This is a genomic window from Methylovulum sp. (assembly GCF_028687615.1).
Taxonomy (GTDB): Bacteria; Pseudomonadota; Gammaproteobacteria; order Methylococcales; family Methylomonadaceae; genus Methylovulum.
On record NZ_JAQTZU010000015.1, the window covers coordinates 74079 to 92176 of the forward strand.

General features: G+C 50.7%; 19 protein-coding genes. 17 read left to right on the forward strand and 2 right to left on the reverse strand.

What is annotated here, in order from left to right; genetic code table 11:
* The first annotated feature begins 65 nt into the window (after positions 1–65).
* The 3 genes from lolA (at position 66) to PHH59_RS10805 (ending at position 2849) form a co-directional block, all read left to right on the forward strand.
* Complete coding sequence (gene lolA, locus PHH59_RS10795) at positions 66–695, forward strand: outer membrane lipoprotein chaperone LolA (RefSeq protein ID WP_300015539.1); 630 nt, start codon at positions 66–68, stop codon at positions 693–695.
* A 16-nt stretch (positions 696–711) separates the two neighbouring features.
* Positions 712–2022, forward strand: a complete 1311-nt coding sequence (locus tag PHH59_RS10800) for a replication-associated recombination protein A (RefSeq protein WP_300015598.1) — start codon at positions 712–714, stop codon at positions 2020–2022.
* A 371-nt stretch (positions 2023–2393) separates the two neighbouring features.
* Positions 2394–2849 (forward strand): hypothetical protein, encoded by a 456-nt coding sequence (locus tag PHH59_RS10805; RefSeq protein WP_300015542.1) that lies wholly within the window; start codon positions 2394–2396, stop codon positions 2847–2849.
* A gap of 547 nt (positions 2850–3396) precedes the next feature.
* On the opposite strand, the gene yihA is transcribed toward PHH59_RS10805, so the two are convergent.
* Positions 3397–4023 (reverse strand): ribosome biogenesis GTP-binding protein YihA/YsxC, encoded by a 627-nt coding sequence (gene yihA, locus PHH59_RS10810; protein ID WP_300015545.1) that lies wholly within the window; start codon positions 4021–4023, stop codon positions 3397–3399.
* A gap of 190 nt (positions 4024–4213) precedes the next feature.
* Here yihA and PHH59_RS10815 point away from each other — a divergent pair, with 190 nt between their 5' ends.
* Together PHH59_RS10815 and PHH59_RS10820 are read left to right on the forward strand one after the other, a co-directional pair.
* Positions 4214–4876 (forward strand): c-type cytochrome, encoded by a 663-nt coding sequence (locus tag PHH59_RS10815; protein ID WP_300015548.1) that lies wholly within the window; start codon positions 4214–4216, stop codon positions 4874–4876.
* A gap of 43 nt (positions 4877–4919) precedes the next feature.
* Positions 4920–5534, forward strand: coding sequence for a thiol:disulfide interchange protein DsbA/DsbL (locus tag PHH59_RS10820; protein WP_300015551.1), 615 nt, complete (start codon positions 4920–4922; stop codon positions 5532–5534).
* A 63-nt stretch (positions 5535–5597) separates the two neighbouring features.
* On the opposite strand, the gene purB is transcribed toward PHH59_RS10820, so the two are convergent.
* Positions 5598–6977, reverse strand: a complete 1380-nt coding sequence (gene purB / locus PHH59_RS10825; RefSeq protein ID WP_300015554.1) for an adenylosuccinate lyase — start codon at positions 6975–6977, stop codon at positions 5598–5600.
* A 179-nt stretch (positions 6978–7156) separates the two neighbouring features.
* Here purB and PHH59_RS10830 point away from each other — a divergent pair, with 179 nt between their 5' ends.
* From PHH59_RS10830 to PHH59_RS10885, 12 genes are all read left to right on the forward strand, one after another.
* On the forward strand, positions 7157–8800 hold the full coding sequence (locus PHH59_RS10830; RefSeq protein WP_300015557.1) for a sulfotransferase family 2 domain-containing protein: 1644 nt from the start codon (positions 7157–7159) through the stop codon (positions 8798–8800).
* Between the two features lie 308 nt (positions 8801–9108).
* Positions 9109–10692, forward strand: coding sequence for a phosphoglycerate dehydrogenase (serA, locus tag PHH59_RS10835; RefSeq protein WP_300015560.1), 1584 nt, complete (start codon positions 9109–9111; stop codon positions 10690–10692).
* A complete protein-coding gene (locus PHH59_RS10840) occupies positions 10689–11330 on the forward strand; it encodes an HAD-IB family phosphatase (RefSeq protein ID WP_300015563.1) in 642 nt (213 codons plus the stop codon). The genes serA and PHH59_RS10840 overlap by 4 nt, the downstream gene beginning before the upstream one ends.
* Before the next feature lie 306 nt (positions 11331–11636).
* Positions 11637–12908: an SPFH domain-containing protein gene (locus PHH59_RS10845; RefSeq protein WP_300015565.1), complete on the forward strand. Its 1272-nt coding sequence runs from the start codon at positions 11637–11639 to the stop codon at positions 12906–12908.
* A 51-nt stretch (positions 12909–12959) separates the two neighbouring features.
* Entirely contained in the window at positions 12960–13706 is a 747-nt protein-coding gene (locus PHH59_RS10850; protein WP_300015568.1) for a YebC/PmpR family DNA-binding transcriptional regulator, read from the forward strand.
* Positions 13707–13837: 131 nt separating this feature from the next.
* Positions 13838–14332 carry a crossover junction endodeoxyribonuclease RuvC gene (gene ruvC / locus PHH59_RS10855; RefSeq protein WP_300015571.1) on the forward strand — a complete coding sequence of 165 codons (495 nt, stop codon included), beginning with the start codon at positions 13838–13840 and terminating at the stop codon, positions 14330–14332.
* Positions 14329–14925, forward strand: coding sequence for a Holliday junction branch migration protein RuvA (gene ruvA / locus PHH59_RS10860; protein ID WP_300015574.1), 597 nt, complete (start codon positions 14329–14331; stop codon positions 14923–14925). The genes ruvC and ruvA overlap by 4 nt, the downstream gene beginning before the upstream one ends.
* Entirely contained in the window at positions 14922–15956 is a 1035-nt protein-coding gene (gene ruvB, locus PHH59_RS10865) for a Holliday junction branch migration DNA helicase RuvB (RefSeq protein WP_366904900.1), read from the forward strand. The genes ruvA and ruvB overlap by 4 nt, the downstream gene beginning before the upstream one ends.
* A gap of 8 nt (positions 15957–15964) precedes the next feature.
* Positions 15965–16375, forward strand: coding sequence for a tol-pal system-associated acyl-CoA thioesterase (ybgC, locus tag PHH59_RS10870; protein WP_300015577.1), 411 nt, complete (start codon positions 15965–15967; stop codon positions 16373–16375).
* On the forward strand, positions 16365–17042 hold the full coding sequence (gene tolQ, locus PHH59_RS10875; protein WP_300015580.1) for a protein TolQ: 678 nt from the start codon (positions 16365–16367) through the stop codon (positions 17040–17042). Before ybgC ends, tolQ begins: the two co-directional genes overlap by 11 nt.
* Complete coding sequence (tolR, locus tag PHH59_RS10880; protein WP_300015583.1) at positions 17039–17479, forward strand: protein TolR; 441 nt, start codon at positions 17039–17041, stop codon at positions 17477–17479. Before tolQ ends, tolR begins: the two co-directional genes overlap by 4 nt.
* A gap of 4 nt (positions 17480–17483) precedes the next feature.
* On the forward strand, positions 17484–18098 hold a 615-nt coding region (locus PHH59_RS10885; RefSeq protein WP_300015586.1), incomplete at its 3' end, for a hypothetical protein.

The window sequence follows — 18098 nt, forward strand, 5'->3', positions numbered from 1 at the left end:
GATTTGCACTCCAGAAACACACAAAATAACCCCGCTTCCCAACATTTTTTGATGAGCATCATCCCATGAACCCGATTTTTTTCCGCACCGCGTTTATCGCCATTTGTTTATCCCTGTCCACCGCCGCATTCGCTGAAACCAAACCCGTAGAACAACTAAAATCCTTCCTCGCCAACACCCGCTCGCTCACCGCCGATTTCAAACAAATTTTGCTGAACGAAGCAGGCAATCCCGCGCAAACCAGCTACGGCTTGCTGTATCTGCAACGTCCGGGGCGGTTCCGCTGGGATTACCAAAAACCCTTCCAACAACAAATCATCGCCACTGGCGGTAAAGTCTGGTTTTACGACACCGAACTCGAACAAGTCACGATCAAAAAACTGGATGAATCGGTGGGCTCCACCCCTGCCCTGCTGTTGAGCGGCGACATCAACCTGGAAGACAATTACACGATGGAAGGGCAAGGCGTTGAAGGCGATATGCAGTGGATAAAATTACTGCCCAAAAACCAGGACAGCAGCTTCAAATACTTGGTGATCGGTTTGGAAAAAGGCCAGCTCAGCGGCATGGAACTGAGCGACAATTTCGGGCAATTGACGCGCATTTATTTCTCCAACATCAAAAACAACCCACCGATTGATGCCAAGCTCTTCAACTTCCAAGCCCCCAAAGGCGTGGACGTTTTTTCCGAATAAGCCCGAATCGCCGCCGATGTTTGACCAGTCCCTACAACCTTTGGCAGACCGGATGCGCCCCCGTGTCCTCAGCGAATATATCGGGCAAGCGCATCTGCTAAAACCCGGCAAACCGCTGTACGAAGCGATTTTATCAGGCCGTTTGCACTCAATGATTTTCTGGGGGCCGCCAGGGACAGGCAAAACCACGTTGGCAAGGCTGATTGCCCAACATTCCGATGCCGTGTTGTTGCCGCTGTCCGCCGTGTTGTCGGGCGTGAAAGAAATCCGCGCCGCCGTCGAAGAGGCGAAAAAACTCCAGCAAAGCCAAAACAAACGTACCGTGTTGTTTGTTGACGAAGTGCACCGCTTCAACAAAGCCCAACAAGATGCTTTTTTGCCGCATGTCGAAGACGGCACGGTCTACTTTGTCGGTGCGACCACCGAAAACCCCTCGTTCGCGCTCAACAACGCGCTGCTGTCACGCGCCCATGTCTATGTGCTTAACGCGCTGACCACCGATGATTTATTGCAGGTGTTGGAACAAGCCCTGACCGACACCGAGCGCGGCTTAGGAAAGCTCGCCATAGCCATGGACGACACCATCAAACAGCAATTTGCGCGGGTTGCCGACGGTGATGCCAGACGCTTATTGAATTTGCTGGAAATTGCCGTGGAACTCGCCGCCGCCCAACAACGCCAAGACATAGACGAGAGCATCGCCCAAGAAGTGCTGTCCGGCGGCGTGCGGCGGTTTGACAAACAAGGCGATGATTTTTATGACCAAATATCGGCCTTGCACAAATCCGTGCGCGGCAGCTCGCCCGATGCGTCATTGTATTGGCTATGCCGCATGATAGACGGCGGTTGTGATTTGAACTATCTGGCCCGACGCATCGTGCGCATGGCCTCGGAAGACATCGGCAACGCCGACCCCCGCGCCCTGCAAATCGCCATCAACGCCTGGGAAGCCCAAGAACGCCTGGGCAGCCCCGAAGGCGAGCTGACCTTGGCGCAAGCCGTGGTTTACTTGGCTTGCGCCCCGAAAAGCAACGCCGTCTACAAAGCCTACAAAGCCGCCATGCACGACGCCGCCCAACACGGCAGCCTCCCCGTCCCCCTGCACCTTCGCAACGCCCCCACCAAGCTGATGAAATCGCTGGACTACGGCAAAGCCTACCGCTACGCCCACAATGAACCCGAAGCTTACGCCGCTGGCGAGACTTATTTCCCCGACGGTTTTCCTGAAACCCGCTATTACGAACCTGTCACTCGCGGTCTGGAAATTAAAATCAGTGAAAAGCTCAAGCATTTACGGGAATTGGATAAGGGTTGGGAAAGGAAATAATGCCTTAAATTGCCGATTCGCAAACGGAGACATCCAACTCTCCGTCGATTCGCCCCCCACCGTGACACAAAAACTCATTAACCCGATGTATCCGCCACCTGCTACAGCCAACACGACTGGTTTCACCGCTCAGAACGTGTTTTAAAAGCGTCGCGAGCGATTCGATTGCAAGGCGCACGGAGCGGAAAAACCGAAATGTACTGGAGTACATGAGGATTTTGAGCACCGCGCAACGCCGCAATCGAACCGCGTAGCAGCTTTTAAAACACGTTCTCAACACATTAATCAGCCTCCAAAGTAAGGCCAAACAGGAATTTACAATTGTTGATATACAGTTGACGAATCATTTACGATGAAGCTATCTGTTGAAGATGAGGCTAAACCATAACATAGGTAACGACCTTGCCAATATGCTGATCGGGAATGCAGCCACTAACATCCTCAACGGTGGCGCAGGTGCGGATACCTTCAAAAGCGGCTTGGGCGATGATTTTTACATCGTTGATCTTGCAGGTGACACTGTGGTGGAAAATGCTAGTGAAGGCATAGACACTGTACAAGCTGCTGTAACTTACATACTGGCGGCTAACGTTGAAAACCTTACGCTCACCGGACTCGCCGCCATCAATGGCATCGGCAACACCCTCGCCAACACGCTGAACGGCAACGCGGCGGCGGACACGCTGAATGGAGGAAATGGCGCGGACACCGCGCAAAGTTCAGTCACTTTCACGTTGGCGGCAAATATGTGGACAACGGCGTGGACAGCGCAATGTATTTGTTTAAATCGTCAGGTGCGGACGCGTTGGTCAGCAGTACGGGATTGACTTTGGTTGGCACATTGCAAGGCGCGGCGCAAACGGCGTTGGCGGATTATGGCTTTGCTTGAATGATGGGCAAGTGAGTGTGGATATTTATATCGTTTTAGGATTCGGTAAAAAATAACTTTCCGATTTGAATAGAATACGGGCAGCCGGTAGGGGCGAATTTATTCGCTCTAGGTGATTCAAATCGCCCCTACAATTTTGTAATTTCAATATCTAAATCAATAGGATAAAAATAGAAAAACTTCCACACGGCTTTACGGAGACCCAAAATTCATACCTACTCCCATCTTACTTTGAAAACGTACAGCTTTGAAATGACTGGACACCTTGTAAGTCAAAGGTTGCAGTCACACAAAAGCATACGATTTTTCACTCAGATGAGAGTAAATCAAATTTACCGGAACTTTCTTTTTATCGCCCCGTCTTATTTGCGTTCGCCTTCCACGGTGATCAACCAGCCGTAGTTCCCCCCTTTGTTAAACGGCTGGTTTTCCCCTCAAGCCCCAGTGTCTTCTCCAGCACTGGGGCTTTCTTTTTTCCGGCATATTCAAATGGCAAGCTCAACGCCGGCAACCGGGGCCAATTCAAATAAGGCATCCAAAGCCAAATGGACTTCATCAACGCCGATTTTTTTCAAAGACGAAAACATTTGCAGGCTCAATGGAATAGTGACGTTTTGCAAATCCCGTTGCACTTGCAACAAGGTGTTTTTCGCGGCGCCAAAAGTCAGCTTGTCGGACTTGGTCAATAAAATATGCAGGGGCAAATCGCTATGCTGGCACCATTCGACCATTTGCCAATCGAATTCGGTCAACGGATGGCGGATGTCCATCACTAAAATGATCGCGCACAAAGATTTGCGGCTGGTTAAATAGGTTTCCATCAATTTGTGCCAATCCTGCTTGACGTCCCAAGGCACCTTGGCATAACCGTAGCCAGGCAAATCGACAAAACGCTTGTGTTCGTTGATTTCAAAAAAATTCAGCATTTGGGTCCGGCCTGGCGTTTTACTGATCCGCGCCAACGAATTTTGCCTGGTCAACGTATTGATCGCGCTGGATTTTCCGGCGTTTGAACGGCCTGCAAAGGCTATTTCCTTACCCTCATCAGCAGGCGTGTTTTTAAGATGCGGGGAACTGTTTATAAATTTTGCTTGGTGGTAAAGTGGGTTCATCGTTGCCTCGCTTAAGCGGTGTAATTAGGGTAGAATTTGGCAGATTATGCGGCCTGCATGTTCTTAATGGCTATTATAACGACCTGATGCACTTCCAGCTTAAAGGCCACCCAACGTTTAACGTTGCCGCTGGCTTTTGATAATCAAGCTGGCATCAAACCAATTATTTAATTCCGACGAGGGAAACCTGATGAAAAAACAATGGCTGGCACTTTCACTGGCCCTGGCGCTCGCCAGTACGTCAAGTGTGTTACACGCAGAAGGCGGCGCGGAGGCCGGAAAAGAAAAATCCGCCAGTTGCGCCAGTTGTCATGGCGAACAAGGTAATAGCATGGTATCAACATTCCCCAAACTTGCCCAGCAGCATCCCTTGTATTTGGTGAAACAATTACAGGCATTTAAAAACGGCTCCCGTAATAACCCGATGATGTCCGCGATGGCGACGGGCTTGTCCGATGATGACATGGAAGATATTGCGGCTTACTATGCGGAACATAAAATTACCGACAATGCCCTGCCGGAATTGGCCGATGATGAAGCAAAACCAGGAACCAAACCGGAAGAAACTGTCCAAGCCTTGATCAAGCAAGGTGGCGATTTGTACCGTAACGGAGATTTGCCCCGCGAAGTCTCCGCGTGCATCGCTTGCCACGGGCCGCAAGGCGAAGGCAACAAACCCGCCGGATTTCCTTTGCTAAAATCCCAACATGCGGATTATTTGATCCAAACCCTGTCTGATTTCAAATCCGATGCGCGTAGCAACAACCCTGAAAACATGATGCACATGATCGCCAAAAAAATGACCCTGGAAGAAATTAAGGCCGTTGCCTATTACATTTCCATGATGAAATAAAATCCCTATCAAAGTTGGTATTACTTACGGAGCCACCCAAACCATGCTAAAAAAAATTGCCCACACCAGTTTGCTCATGCTATTGCTGATTTGCTCAACGTCAAATGCGGAACCAGCGGGTTATGAAACCTTATCGTCCCCCCAGCCTACCCAACATCCCGATAAAATCGAAGTGATTGAATTTTTCTGGTATGGCTGCCCGCATTGCTATGCTTTCGAGCCTGAATTGGCAAAATGGGTGAAAAAACTGCCTAAAAATGTCGAATTCATCCGTCAACCTGCGGTTTTCAGTGAATTGTGGGGCAAACACGCCAAAGCGTATTTTGTCGCCGAATCTTTAGGCGTTGTTGAGAAAGTCCACGCGGACTTGTTTGACGCCATCCAAAACAAGAAAGAAAAGCTGGAATCCGAAGAAGACCAAGCTAAGTTTTTTGTCGCCCACGGTGTCAAGGAAGCCGATTTCCATGACGCTTACAAATCTTTCGCGGTCGATTCCAAAATGCGCCAAGCCTCCGTGACTGCCGGACGTTATGGCATCACCGGCGTACCCGCCGTGATTGTCAACGGCAAATATCTGACCAACGGCCCGTTGGCGGGTTCGCATGAAAAAATGATTGAAGTGATGGACAAATTGATCAAACAAGAAGGCGCGAAATAAGCCCGCAGGACAAGCACAATGCAGGGTGGATGCAATACGCTTCATCCACCCTCCCCTCAAAAACTAAACCCTCTTGGCCAACTTTTCCGCATAGCCCGTGTAAAAACGCGGTGATAAGGCCAACAACGAGGCCTTGGCTTCATCGGGAATCTCCAATTTTTCAATAAACACCCGCATCTGCTCGGGCGTAATGCGCTGGCCCCGCGTCAATTCTTTCAGTTTTTCATAAGGTTTTTCAATGCCGTAACGGCGCATCACGGTTTGGATAGGCTCCGCCAACACTTCCCAATTGGCGTTCAAATCGGCTTCTAAAGCATCGACATTCAATTGCAATTTGGAAATGCCTTTTAAACTGGCTTGGATGGCGATGCTGGTGTGGGCGATACCGACACCGATATTGCGTAGCACCGTGGAATCGGTCAAATCGCGCTGCCAGCGCGACACAGGTAATTTTTCCGCCAAAAAGCCAAACAATGCGTTTGCCAGCCCTAAATTGCCTTCGGAATTTTCAAAATCTATCGGGTTGACTTTGTGCGGCATCGTTGATGAACCGACTTCCCCGGCAATCGTCCTTTGTTTGAAATAGCCCAGAGAAATGTAACCCCAAACGTCACGGTCAAAATCCAGCAAGATCGTATTGAAACGCGCCAGGGCGTGGAAAAACTCGGCGATATAATCGTGCGGTTCGATTTGGATCGTGTACGGGTTGAATTGCAAACCCAGCGATTCGACAAAGTCTTGCGCGAAGACGGCCCAATCGACATCAGGATAAGCCACCGCATGGGCATTGTAATTGCCGACCGCACCATTGATTTTACCTAGCAATTCAACCGCTTGCAGTTGTGCCAATTGGCGTTGCATACGTGCGGCGACATTGGCGAATTCTTTGCCGACAGTCGTTGGCGTCGCCGATTGCCCGTGGGTGCGCGCCAGCATCGGTTGGCCGGCGGTGTCGTTGGCGATGGTTTTGATCGCGCTGATGCAATCATTGATTTGCGCGGCGATAATGTCCCGACCCGCTTTCAGCATCAAAGCGTAAGACAGGTTGTTGATGTCTTCCGAAGTACAGGCAAAATGGATGAATTCGCTGACTTGTTCCAGCTCGGCACAACCGGCGATTTTTTCTTTCAGCAAATATTCAACGGCTTTGACATCGTGGTTGGTGGTTTTTTCGATGTCCTTGACACGCTGGGCATCGGCTTTCGAAAATTGCCCGACGATGTTATCCAACAACTGGTTTGCGCCATCGCTGAATGGGCTGACTTCGCTGATCAACGGATGTTTCGCCAAGGCCTGCAACCAGCGCACTTCAACTTCCACCCGAAAACGTATCAAGCCATATTCGCTGAAAACCGGACGCAGTTTTTCAACTTTGTCGGCATAGCGTCCGTCAATGGGGGAAATGGCGGTGAGGGAAATGGCGGTGGGGAAAACATTAGTCATGTTGGTTTGTCCTGATACTGAATGGTTGTTTCAAAAATTATTTATTATGGTGATCGGCTTTTGGCTATTTTAGATTATCCTGGCCCTTTTCAGGAAAACATTGGCGGACAGACATGAAGCCCGCCAATCATGGCGTAAAATAACCACCATCCTTTTTTAATTTCATCCCGCAGAATTAAATGAATAAGCCTATTGCCACAACCCGACACTGGCTGGACCCGGAAAAACAACAAGACCATTTATATCAATATTCCTTCAAGGAAATCGAACATCGTCTGTTCCACGGCTCGTATGTGGGTGACAAGCGGGATTATGTTTTTCTTGCCACCCCCAAAGCGGCTTGCAGCACGATGAAATGGATCTTGGTCGATTTGGAAAACCGCCATGTCCCTTTGCGGCATTTTGGCCTGCAAACCAGCCGGGAAATGATCATCCATGCCCGCCCGCATGACATAAAAAACTTGATGCAATTCAGCGAAGATGAACGCTTACGCTTACTGAACGACGGGAAGGTTGTCCGCTTTTGTGTGGTCAGAAACCCTTATGCCCGCATCGCCTCGGCATGGTCTAACAAAATACGCCAAAAAGAGCCGGAATTGCGTAACAGTTGGCAACGGATTGCCGAATACTTTGGCACTGATCCAGAAATTTGCCCCAGCTTCCCGCAATTTGCCCGCTGGGTTGTTGAAACCGCACAAGCCGACCACTGTAACAACCACTGGCACAGCATGGCGCACCTGTTGCTTCCTGAGTTAATGCGTTACACGCATATTTTGCATACAGAAAACCTTGAAGCAGAATTTGCTTCGGTGTTAAAAATCATCGCCCCGGCAAAAAACGCCGGTGATTTGCTAAAAAAACATCGCATCAACGAATCATTGCCCATTGATTGGCAAAGTTATTATGATGAAGAAACCGCCCAACGGGTTGCCCAATTTTATCATGAAGATTTCAAACAGTTTGGCTACGCCCTGGATTCCTGGAAACCTTCGCCGCAAACACTCAGCTTGGCTGAAGAAGTTATCCATTTGCGCAAGCAACTTGCCAGACTTGAAAATTCCGCGCTTGAAGCCATTCGGGCCAGAAACGAGGTCATCAATGACTTATGCAAAAAAGCCCCACCCACTGACGAAACCAATGTGAACAACCCGTATATTGTCCTCGTTTTGGGAGATTCACATGCCCGTCTCTTTGAACGGGAAAATTGGCTGAAACTAACCCCCAAAATGGCCTGGAAATCGGTCATTGTGGAAGGTGCAACCCTATCGGGCCTACAAAACCCCAACAGCCAAACCCAAGCCGCCGAACATTTTAAACACGCATTACAACAACATCCTGCCAAAATAATCTTGTTCTGCTTGGGGGAAGTGGACACCGGTTTCGTCATTTGGTATCGGGCGGAAAAACATCACATCGATAGGCAGCAAGCAACCCAACAGGCCATCGACAATTACTGCCAGCTCATCACCCTAGCGCAGCAAAAAGCCAAAGTGGTCGTCCTCAGCACCCCCCTGCCCACCTTACGCGATGGTTTGGCACAAGGCGAGGTCGCCAAAGCCAGGTTAAGCGTGAAGGCCAACCAACAGGAGCGTACCGACTTGACCCGGCAATTCAATGCCGCTATTGAATCATGGTGTAACGGTCACGGCGTCAGTTATGTCAATCTTGATCCCTTATCAGTCGGCCCCGACGGACAGGTCGATCCTAAACTGCTCCATCCGAATCCGTTAAACCATCATTATAACCCCGGCTATTACCAGGAATTATTGGCAGAACATTTATTGCCCCTCATCAGAAAAATAATGTGGAACAAAGCCGATTGATTTGATTCATCAAAAAATCTTGAATTTTTCAGAATATTTACTGATGTTACGCATTGTCCACGAAAATCACGAAAAGCACGAAAAATACGAAAAATACGAAAAAATACGTCTCCAAGTTATTTTTTCGTGATTTTCGTGATTTTCGTGGACTATAGTTTTTCTACGAATTAGATTTTTGATGGTATGTTCTTTCTCGAAAATCACCTTAAGCAACTTTGGCAACAACCAGAAGGAAGCAAAATTCCGAGATGATTACAAAGCTGGTAAACTAGGGCATTATTTAGTGCTTAAGCCCGTCACAGCCACTCATGAAAAAAATCCTGATTTCTGACAAATTAGCACCCGCCGGTATCCAGTATTTAAACGAACAAACGGATTTTGCCATCCATATCGAAACCGGGCTTGACGAAGCTGGCCTGTGCAAAATTATCGGCGAATACGATGTTTTGTTGATACGCAGCGACACCCAAGTCACCCCCGCCGTCTTACATGCCGCCACCAACCTGAAGCTGATAGGCCGCGCCGGCATTGGCGTTGACAATGTCGATATTCCGCTCGCCACCGAACTGGGCATCATCGTCATGAACACGCCCGATGCCAATGCCACCACCACCGCAGAATTGGCGGTCGCGCACCTGATGTCACTTAGCCGCCATCTGCCGACCGCCGACCGTTCGGTACGCGCCGGCAAGTGGGAACGCTCCAAACTGATGGGTACTGAGGTTGCACATAAGACGCTGGCGATACTGGGCTTTGGCACGATAGGCCGGATAGTCTCGCAACGCGGTTTGGGCATGCAAATGCACGTCATTGCATTCGACCCGTTTGTCGCACCAGAAATTTTTGCCGAATTGGGCGTTGAACCCGTCAGTTTGGATGATCTGGTCAGCCGCGCCGATTATTTGACTTTGCACTGCCCGCTGATTGAAAAAACCCATAACATCATTGGAAGCAAACAATTTTCCATGATGAAAAAAGAAGCCATGATCATTAACTGCGCCCGTGGCGGCCTGATTGATGAAGCGGCGTTGTACTTGGCCCTGAAAAACGGGCAGATTGCCGGGGCCGCGCTGGACGTTTATGAAAACGAGCCGCCCGCCGGCTCGCCGTTGCTGGAACTGGACAATATCGTGTTCACGCCGCATTTGGGCGCGTCCACCAGCGAGGCGCAAGTCGCCGTCAGTGTCGAAATTGCCCGCCAAGCCGTGATGTTCCTGAAAACCGGCGAAGCGGTCAACGCCTTGAATTTGCCCAGGCTGTCCGCCGAAGAGCTGAAAAAATCCCATGAATTCATGAACCTGGCGACGATTTTAGGCAAGATGCTGGTGGGATTAGTCCCGCAACCGCTGCAAAAAATCGAGGTCGCCACCTTTGGACGAGCTGCTGAAGTTGCGGTGCGCCCCATTTCCATTGCCGCCCTGGTCGGTGTGTTAAGCGGGCATGTCTCCACCACCGTCAACCGCGTCAACGCCGAAAATCTGGCTAAACGCCAAGGCATCGCGCTGGTTGAATCCACTTCCCGCGAATCGCACGATTATATTTCGCTGATAAAAATAACCGGATTCTGTGCCGGCCAAACCCTCAGCCTGTCCGGGGCATTATTGGGCGGCCGCCAGCCACGTTTGGTGTGCATCAACCATTTTGATCTTGAAGTCGTGCCGGAAGGCACTTTGCTGGTCACCCGCCATGACGACAAGCCCGGCGTAATTTCCGCGATCAGCGCGGTGCTGGGCAATGCCAACATCAATATTTCTAGGATGCAGGTCAGCACCGCCGATGACAACCAGGAAGCTATGGCGGTCATCAGCATCTCAGAAGCCTTGACCGAGGCGCTGTTACAACAAATCAGCGGACTTCCGCCCGTACATAACATCACGCAAATCACCTTATGAGCTTTGACATCATTTGTTTCGACTTCGACAGCACCTTAAGCAAAATCGAAGGCATAGACGAACTTGCTGCGCGGGTGGGTTTGGGCGAGGCGATGGCGAAACTGACCGATGCCGCGATGAACGGCGAACTGCCGTTGGAAGCGGTGTACGGGCAGCGCCTGTCAATGATCAAACCTGATCAGGACAGCATCAACTGGCTCGCGGATTTGTACATCGCCGAGCAAGTGGCAGGAGTCAATGAGGTATTCGCGCGATTATCTTCAATCGGCAAGCAGGTGCACATCATCAGCGGCGGCCTGCTCCCCGCCATATTGCCGCTGGCCCGGCAATTGGGAGTGCCTGACGAGCGTGTCCATGCCGTAGACATTTATTTCCATGACGATGGCAGCTACCGTGATTATCAACAAGCCTCGCCATTGGCCCGAAACGGCGGTAAAGCCGAAGTTTGCAGCCAATTATGTGTAGACGGGGCAACAATGGTTATGGTGGGCGACGGCAAAACCGATATGGAAGCCAAGCAGGCAGGGGCTTACACGATTGGTTTTGGCGGCGTCGTTGACCGCGCCATCGTGCGGGAATTGGCGGATGTTTATGTCCACGAAGCCGATTTGCGGGCGGTGTTAAACCACCTGCTCTAAGCCTAGCTATACTCTGAACGTTCACGTTTTCGGTTTTTTTAGGTAGGGTACGCTGTGCGTACCTTTAAAAATCATCATAAAATCAATGCAAAAGGTACGCACAGCGTACCCTACGATGGATTGCAGAAACCGAAAACGTGACCGTTTGAAGTATAAGTTGTGCGTAGCTTTGCAACATCATGTCCATATATGTGCAAAAAGATGCGTACTCAGCCTCTGAGGATGCAGCACAGCCTGATGAATAAGGACATTCACCCGTCACCAACTGATACCGTGATTTTCTTATCTTACCCATGAGGAACTGCAATGCTTGACGAAACCTTAAAGAAGTTGCTGTTGAAAAATGCGTTTTATGCCGCGATTGGCCTAGCTGCTCTAATTGTTGTGAACTTATGTTTTGGTATCAACGATGCGGGGGAACGGACGGTGGTCCAGTATCCGACCGGGCAACTGTTCGTCAAATTCTCGCCCGGCATTTACTTTAAAGGTTTTGGCAACACGGAAATTTATTCCGATGTCGCCACTTATGATTTCGACAAGGGCGGTTCTGCGGGCAAAGAAAACGAAAGCAGCCTGAAAGCAATCGGTGTTGCCGTCCGCTATCAGGACGGCGGCACCGGGACGGTGTTTGGCAAGGCGCGTTTTGCCTTGCCGACGGATGACGAAACCATGATCCGTCTGCACAAGGATTTCCGCAACAAAAACGCCGTCGCGGAAAAATTGATCCGCACAGTGACGGAAGAGTCCATGAATCTCACGGCAGGACTGATGACTTCCGAGGAAGCCTACGCCGAAAAACGCGGCATATTCACCCAGTGGGCGGAACAGCAAGTCGCATCGGGCAAGTTTTTCACCGAACTGAAATCCGTTGTGGAAAAACAGGAAGCCACCAACGAACATTTGACCCGCAATATCCCGGTCATCAAATACGGCGCGGATGGTTTGCCATTGCAACACTCCAGCGATTTTAAGATGTATGGCATTAAGGTCAATGGCTTCCAATTGACCGACTGGGATTTTGAGAAGAAAACCCTAGACCAAATCTCGCGCAAACGCGAAGCGACAATGGGCATCATCACCGCCAAAGCCGATGCCGAACGGGCGCGCCAAGAAGCCTTGACCGCCGAAGAGCAAGGCAAGAAAAATGTCATGGTTGACCGTTACACCAAGGAACAGGAAAAAATCCAGGCCGTCGTCGATGCCGAAAAAGAAAAGGAAGTCGCCGTCACCAAAGCCACGCAAGCGGTGTTGGTCGCCGAACAGGGCAAGCTGGAAGCCGAACAGAAACGGCTCGCGGCGATAGCCTATAAACAGGAGCAAATCCTGCGCGGCGAAGGTGATGGTGAATACAAGCGTTTGGTGATGAGTGCCGACGGCGCGTTGGCCACCAAGCTCGAAGCGTGGAAAACCGTGCATATCCGTTACGCCGAAGCCATAGAAAAACAAAAATGGGTGCCGGAAATCCAAATGGGCGGCAATGCCCAAAGCGGCGGCAGTGCGGCGAACGATTTGATTGAATTGCTCAAAGCCCAAACCGCCAAAGAACTTAAGCTGGACATGAGCGTCAAGGGCAATTAATCAGAAATATCAAGATCATCAATTTTTTAACCGTTCTTTTAGAGGGAAACAATGGCTGGACACAGTAAATGGGCGAACATCAAGCACCGTAAAGCGGGGCAAGATGCCAAACGCGGGAAAATTTTCACCAAAATGCTGCGCGAAATCGGCGTTGCCGTAAAAACCAGCGGCCCAGACCCTGCCAGCAACCCATCGTTACGGACGGCGATAGACAAAGCCTTAGGCGCGAACATGCGCCGCGACACCATCGACAACACCATCAAAAAAGCCTCTGGCGCATTAGATGGCGCGAATTATGAAAATATCCGTTATGAAGGCTACGGTCCCGGCGGCACGGCGATTATCGTCGATTGCCTGACCGACAACCGCAACCGCACTGTCGGCGAAGTCCGCCATGCCTTCACCAAAGCGGGCGGCAACTTGGGTACGGACGGTTCGGTCGCCTACCTGTTCAGCAAGCTCGGCATCCTCAGCTACGCGCCGTCCGTGGATGAAGACGCGCTGATGGAAGCGGCTTTGGAAGCGGGCGCAGATGATGTCATCACCAACGATGACGGTTCGGTCGATGTCATGACGACACCAGAGAATTATCTGAACGTAAAAGACGCGCTGGTCGCCGCTGAATTTACACCTGACAACGCTGAAGTGACGATGCAAGCCTCGACAATGGTCGATCTGGATGCCGAAACGGCGGAAAAAATGCTGAAACTCATCGACCGTCTGGAAGATTTGGACGATGTGCAGAACGTTTATTCCAATGCCGATATTAGTGACGAGATTATGATGGGACTGGAATAGCACTGGACGCTAATTACCGGACAATTGTCCACCATTCCGATGGCTTGCCAGAATACAACCTACAAAAATGTGGCTACATTGCAATACAATTCCAATTCAACCACTACCCGACAGATAAATCCCCATCGCAAATGAAAATCCTAGGCATAGACCCCGGCTCCAGGCTGACTGGTTACGGCATTATCGAACATGGCCCGCGTGGTTACCGTTATATAGCCAGCGGCTGTATACGCATCAGCGCCGATTATTTCCCGGACCGCTTGAAGCAAATATTCGATGGCATCTGCCAAATCACCGAGCAGCACCAACCCGAACAAATGGCGATAGAACAAGTGTTTATGCACAAAAATGCCGATTCCGCGTTAAAATTAGGGCAAGCACGCGGCGCGGCGATTTGCGCGGTGCAAAGCTTAGGCTTGCCAGTGTTTGAGTATGCGGCGCGGCAAGTCAAACAGGCCATTGCCGGCAAAGGCAGTGCCGACAAATTGCAAGTGCAGCACATGGTGAAAATATTGCTCAATATCCAAGGCGACTTGCAGATTGACGCCAGCGACGCGCTGGGCATCAGCCTCTGCCATGCCCACTACCAACAAACGGCGCAGCGTTTACAACAGGGTTATCAATGATCGGTTTTTTACGCGGTAAACTGGTGCAAAAAGCACCGCCGTTATTAATCTTGGATGTACAAGGGATCGGTTATGAAATCGAAGCCCCGATGACGACATTTTATGAATTGCCGCTGGTCGGCGCGGAAGTCACCTTGCACACGCATTTGGTGATACGCGAAGACGCGCATAGCCTGTTCGGTTTTTTAAAGGCAGCCGACCGCACCCTATTCAGGGCATTGATCAAAGTCAACGGAGTCGGCCCCAAACTTGCTTTAACAATTCTATCGGGACAAAGTGCCGAAGAATTCCACCGCTGCATCCAAAATAACGACACGCTAGCCTTGGTGCGTTTGCCGGGAGTGGGCAAAAAAACCGCCGAACGCCTAGTGATTGAAATGAGCGACCGCCTGCCTGATTTGGGTCAGGACGGCTCATTAACTGTTCCAGTAACAACACCTTTGCTAAGCCATCCCAAACAGGAAGCCATCAGCGCCTTGTGTTCCTTGGGCTATAAACCGATAGACGCCAACAAAATGGTGCAAAACATCAATGCCGAAGGCAAAAGCTGCGAAAACATCATCCGTCTGGCCTTACAAGGCGCAGTCAAATGATTGAAAGTGCCCGCGTCATCACCGCCAACAGCCACTTGGACGAAGAACGCCAAGACCGCGCCATCCGCCCGAAACGCCTCGCCGAGTATGTCGGACAAAAAGAACTCTGCCTACAAATGGAAATATTTATCCAAGCAGCAACGGCGCGTAAGGAGGCCCTGGATCATGTGCTGATCTTCGGCCCGCCGGGCTTGGGCAAAACCACGCTGGCAAATATAATCGCGGCGGAAATGTGTGTTAAGATTCGCCAGACATCCGGCCCCGTGCTCGAAAAAGCGGGCGATTTGGCGGCTTTGTTGACCAATCTCGAAGCCCATGACGTGTTGTTTATTGACGAAATCCACCGTTTGAGTCCGGCGGTTGAAGAAATCCTGTATCCGGCGATGGAAGATTACCAGCTCGATTTGATGATCGGCGAAGGCCCCGCCGCCCGCTCCATCAAGCTCGATTTGCCGCCGTTCACGTTAGTCGGCGCAACCACCCGCGCAGGTTTGCTGACCTCACCTTTGCGGGATCGTTTTGGCATCGTCCAGCGACTGGAGTTTTACACATTGGATGAATTGACCAGCATCATTTTGCGCTCGGCTAAGGTGTTAGGCATCAGCATGGAAGCCCACGGCGCATTTGAAATCGCCCGCCGTTCACGCGGCACACCGCGTATCGCCAACCGATTATTAAGAAGGGTGCGGGATTTTGCCGAAGTCAAAAGTAACGGCATCATCACCGACACCATCGCCATGCAGGCTTTGGATATGCTCAAGGTCGATAGCAACGGCTTCGACACGCTGGATAGGAAATTATTGCTGGCTATGATTGAAAATTTCGCTGGCGGCCCGGTCGGCTTGGACACTCTGGCGGCCGCCATCAGCGAAGAGCGTGGCACGATTGAAGATGTCCTGGAGCCGTATTTGATGCAGCAGGGATTCATCATGCGCACACCGCGCGGCCGCGTCGTCACCCAACACGCTTATACCCATTTTGGTTTGCCCGTGCCGAAAACACCTGGCATTTCCGCTGATTTGTTTGAATAAACCCAGCCATGAAGCAAGCCTCGTTTTTATGGCCTATACGGGTTTATTACGAAGACACCGATGCCGGTGGCGTGGTGTTTTACGCCAATTACCTGAAATTTTTTGAACGCGCGAGGACTGAAATGCTCAGGTCTATGGGCCATGAGCAAGACCAGTTGCGGGCAAGCGAAGGCATACTCTTTGTCGTGCGTTCGGTGCAAGTTGACTATTTAAGCCCCGCCCGATTTAATGACATGTTGCAAATCAGTGCGGAAGTGACGCTAGTTAAAAATGCCAGCCTGACGTTTGCACAAGCCGTCGCCCGTGGCGATGAAGTCTTGGCGACTGGCCTGATCCGCATTGCCAGCCTCGATGCCGACACCTTCCGCCCCAAAGTTATTCCTAAATATTTACTAGAGCAGTTAAAGAATGAACACTGATTTATCGATTTTCCATTTAATCACCGAAGCCAGCTTTGTCGTCCAATTTGTCATGCTCGTCCTAGCCGCCGCATCGCTGGCTTCCTGGACGTTTATTTTCGCCAAGCGCAAAGAACTGAACCGTGCCGTTGAAATTACCGACGAATTTGAAGAACAATTCTGGTCTGGCGTCCCTTTAGCCGATTTGTACCGGAAATTGTCCGCCAAAGATTTTGAGCCGGAAGGCATAGAAAAAATCTTTCTCGCAGGCTATAAGGAATTTTCCAGGATGCGCCAGAGCGGCAATGTCGAAGCGATGGTGCAAGTGGAAAGCGCGCAACGCGCCATGCGCATCGAATTGTCCCGCGAATTGGACCGCCTCGATGAACACCTGTCCTTCCTCGCCACCGTCGGCTCCATCAGCCCTTACATCGGCTTGTTCGGTACGGTTTGGGGAATTATGAACTCGTTTATGTCGCTGGGCAGCGTCAAACAAGCCACGCTCGCACAAGTCGCCCCCGGCATTGCCGAAGCCCTGATCGCCACCGCGATAGGTTTGTTTGCCGCGATTCCGGCTGTGATTGCCTACAACCGGTTTTCCACCCGTCTGGATCGTCTGACAGGCCGTTACGAACTGTTTGTTGAAGAATTTGTCGTGTTATTGCAAAGGCAGGCGCATAACAAATGAGCAAATTCAGCAGAAAAAACGGCCGCCGGAAACCTATGGCGGAAATCAATGTCGTTCCTTACATTGACGTAACCTTGGTGTTGCTGATTATTTTTATGGTGACTACGCCGATGTTGCAAACGGGGGTTGATGTGGATTTACCCGAAGCCGAATCAAAAGCCGTGGGAAGCACCGACAATCCACCCATCATTATTTCCATCGATAAATCCGGTCAATATTCCATCAAGATTGATGACGGCGACAACGAACCCGTGCAAGCTGAAGCCATTACCGAATTGGTGATTGCCGCCTTGGCAAAAAAACCGCAAACCCAGGTCTATATCAGTGCTGATAAAACCGTTGAATATGGCAATGTCATCACCGTCATGGCAAATTTAAAAAATGCGGGTGTAGACAAAGTTGGATTCAGCACTAAAGCGAAATCAGAAGACCAATAGCGAAATGGCTAGTCAAAGACGATATTCCCGCTATTTCCTGCTGGCGTTAGCTTTACATCTAACCTTGCTGGTGTTGTTTACCTTAAGTGCGCTGCTCAAACCCCAACGGCCTGAACCAGAGCCTACGGAAGACATCATCCACGCCACGATGTTCGATGCGGCTGAAATAGAAGCGCAAGAACAGGCCATGAACGCCGCCAAAGCCGCCGAACAGCAAGCGGAGCAAGCAAAAATCGCCGAGCAACAAGCCCAAGAGCGAGCGGCACAAGCCGCCGAAGCCGCTACTGAACAGGCAAAAGCCGAAGCTATAGAAAAAGCGGCGGAAGCCGAGCAGGCAAAAGCCGAAGCTGCCGAAAAAGCCAAAGCCGAAAAAACTGAGCAAGCCAAAGCGGTAGCCGCTGAAAAAGCCAAGGCCGAAAAAGCAGAGCAAGCCAAAGCGGTAGCCGCTGAAAAAGCCAAGGCCGAAAAAGCAGAGCAAGCCAAAGCGGTAGCCGCTGAAAAAGCCAAGGCCGAAAAAACCGAGCAAGCCAAAGCGGTAGCGGCTGAAAAAGCCAAGGCCGAAAAAGCCGAGCAAGCCAAAGCGGAAGCGGCTGAAAGAGCAAAGGCCGAAAAAGCTGAG

What these genes read in the sequence shown, in the direction of transcription:
- PHH59_RS10845 (WP_300015565.1), top strand. Translation starts at nt 11,637, where the DNA reads ATGCTTGACGAAACCTTAAAGAAGTTGCTGTTGAAAAATGCGTTTTAT.
- PHH59_RS10830 (WP_300015557.1), top strand. Translation starts at nt 7,157, where the DNA reads ATGAATAAGCCTATTGCCACAACCCGACACTGGCTGGACCCGGAAAAA.
- tolR (WP_300015583.1), top strand. Translation starts at nt 17,039, where the DNA reads ATGAGCAAATTCAGCAGAAAAAACGGCCGCCGGAAACCTATGGCGGAA.
- PHH59_RS10800 (WP_300015598.1), top strand. Translation starts at nt 712, where the DNA reads ATGTTTGACCAGTCCCTACAACCTTTGGCAGACCGGATGCGCCCCCGT.
- yihA (WP_300015545.1), bottom strand. Translation starts at nt 4,023, where the DNA reads ATGAACCCACTTTACCACCAAGCAAAATTTATAAACAGTTCCCCGCAT.
- ruvA (WP_300015574.1), top strand. Translation starts at nt 14,329, where the DNA reads ATGATCGGTTTTTTACGCGGTAAACTGGTGCAAAAAGCACCGCCGTTA.
- ruvB (WP_366904900.1), top strand. Translation starts at nt 14,922, where the DNA reads ATGATTGAAAGTGCCCGCGTCATCACCGCCAACAGCCACTTGGACGAA.
- ruvC (WP_300015571.1), top strand. Translation starts at nt 13,838, where the DNA reads ATGAAAATCCTAGGCATAGACCCCGGCTCCAGGCTGACTGGTTACGGC.
- tolQ (WP_300015580.1), top strand. Translation starts at nt 16,365, where the DNA reads ATGAACACTGATTTATCGATTTTCCATTTAATCACCGAAGCCAGCTTT.
- purB (WP_300015554.1), bottom strand. Translation starts at nt 6,977, where the DNA reads ATGACTAATGTTTTCCCCACCGCCATTTCCCTCACCGCCATTTCCCCC.
- lolA (WP_300015539.1), top strand. Translation starts at nt 66, where the DNA reads ATGAACCCGATTTTTTTCCGCACCGCGTTTATCGCCATTTGTTTATCC.
- serA (WP_300015560.1), top strand. Translation starts at nt 9,109, where the DNA reads ATGAAAAAAATCCTGATTTCTGACAAATTAGCACCCGCCGGTATCCAG.
- ybgC (WP_300015577.1), top strand. Translation starts at nt 15,965, where the DNA reads ATGAAGCAAGCCTCGTTTTTATGGCCTATACGGGTTTATTACGAAGAC.
- PHH59_RS10820 (WP_300015551.1), top strand. Translation starts at nt 4,920, where the DNA reads ATGCTAAAAAAAATTGCCCACACCAGTTTGCTCATGCTATTGCTGATT.
- PHH59_RS10840 (WP_300015563.1), top strand. Translation starts at nt 10,689, where the DNA reads ATGAGCTTTGACATCATTTGTTTCGACTTCGACAGCACCTTAAGCAAA.
- PHH59_RS10850 (WP_300015568.1), top strand. Translation starts at nt 12,960, where the DNA reads ATGGCTGGACACAGTAAATGGGCGAACATCAAGCACCGTAAAGCGGGG.
- PHH59_RS10815 (WP_300015548.1), top strand. Translation starts at nt 4,214, where the DNA reads ATGAAAAAACAATGGCTGGCACTTTCACTGGCCCTGGCGCTCGCCAGT.
- PHH59_RS10805 (WP_300015542.1), top strand. Translation starts at nt 2,394, where the DNA reads ATGAGGCTAAACCATAACATAGGTAACGACCTTGCCAATATGCTGATC.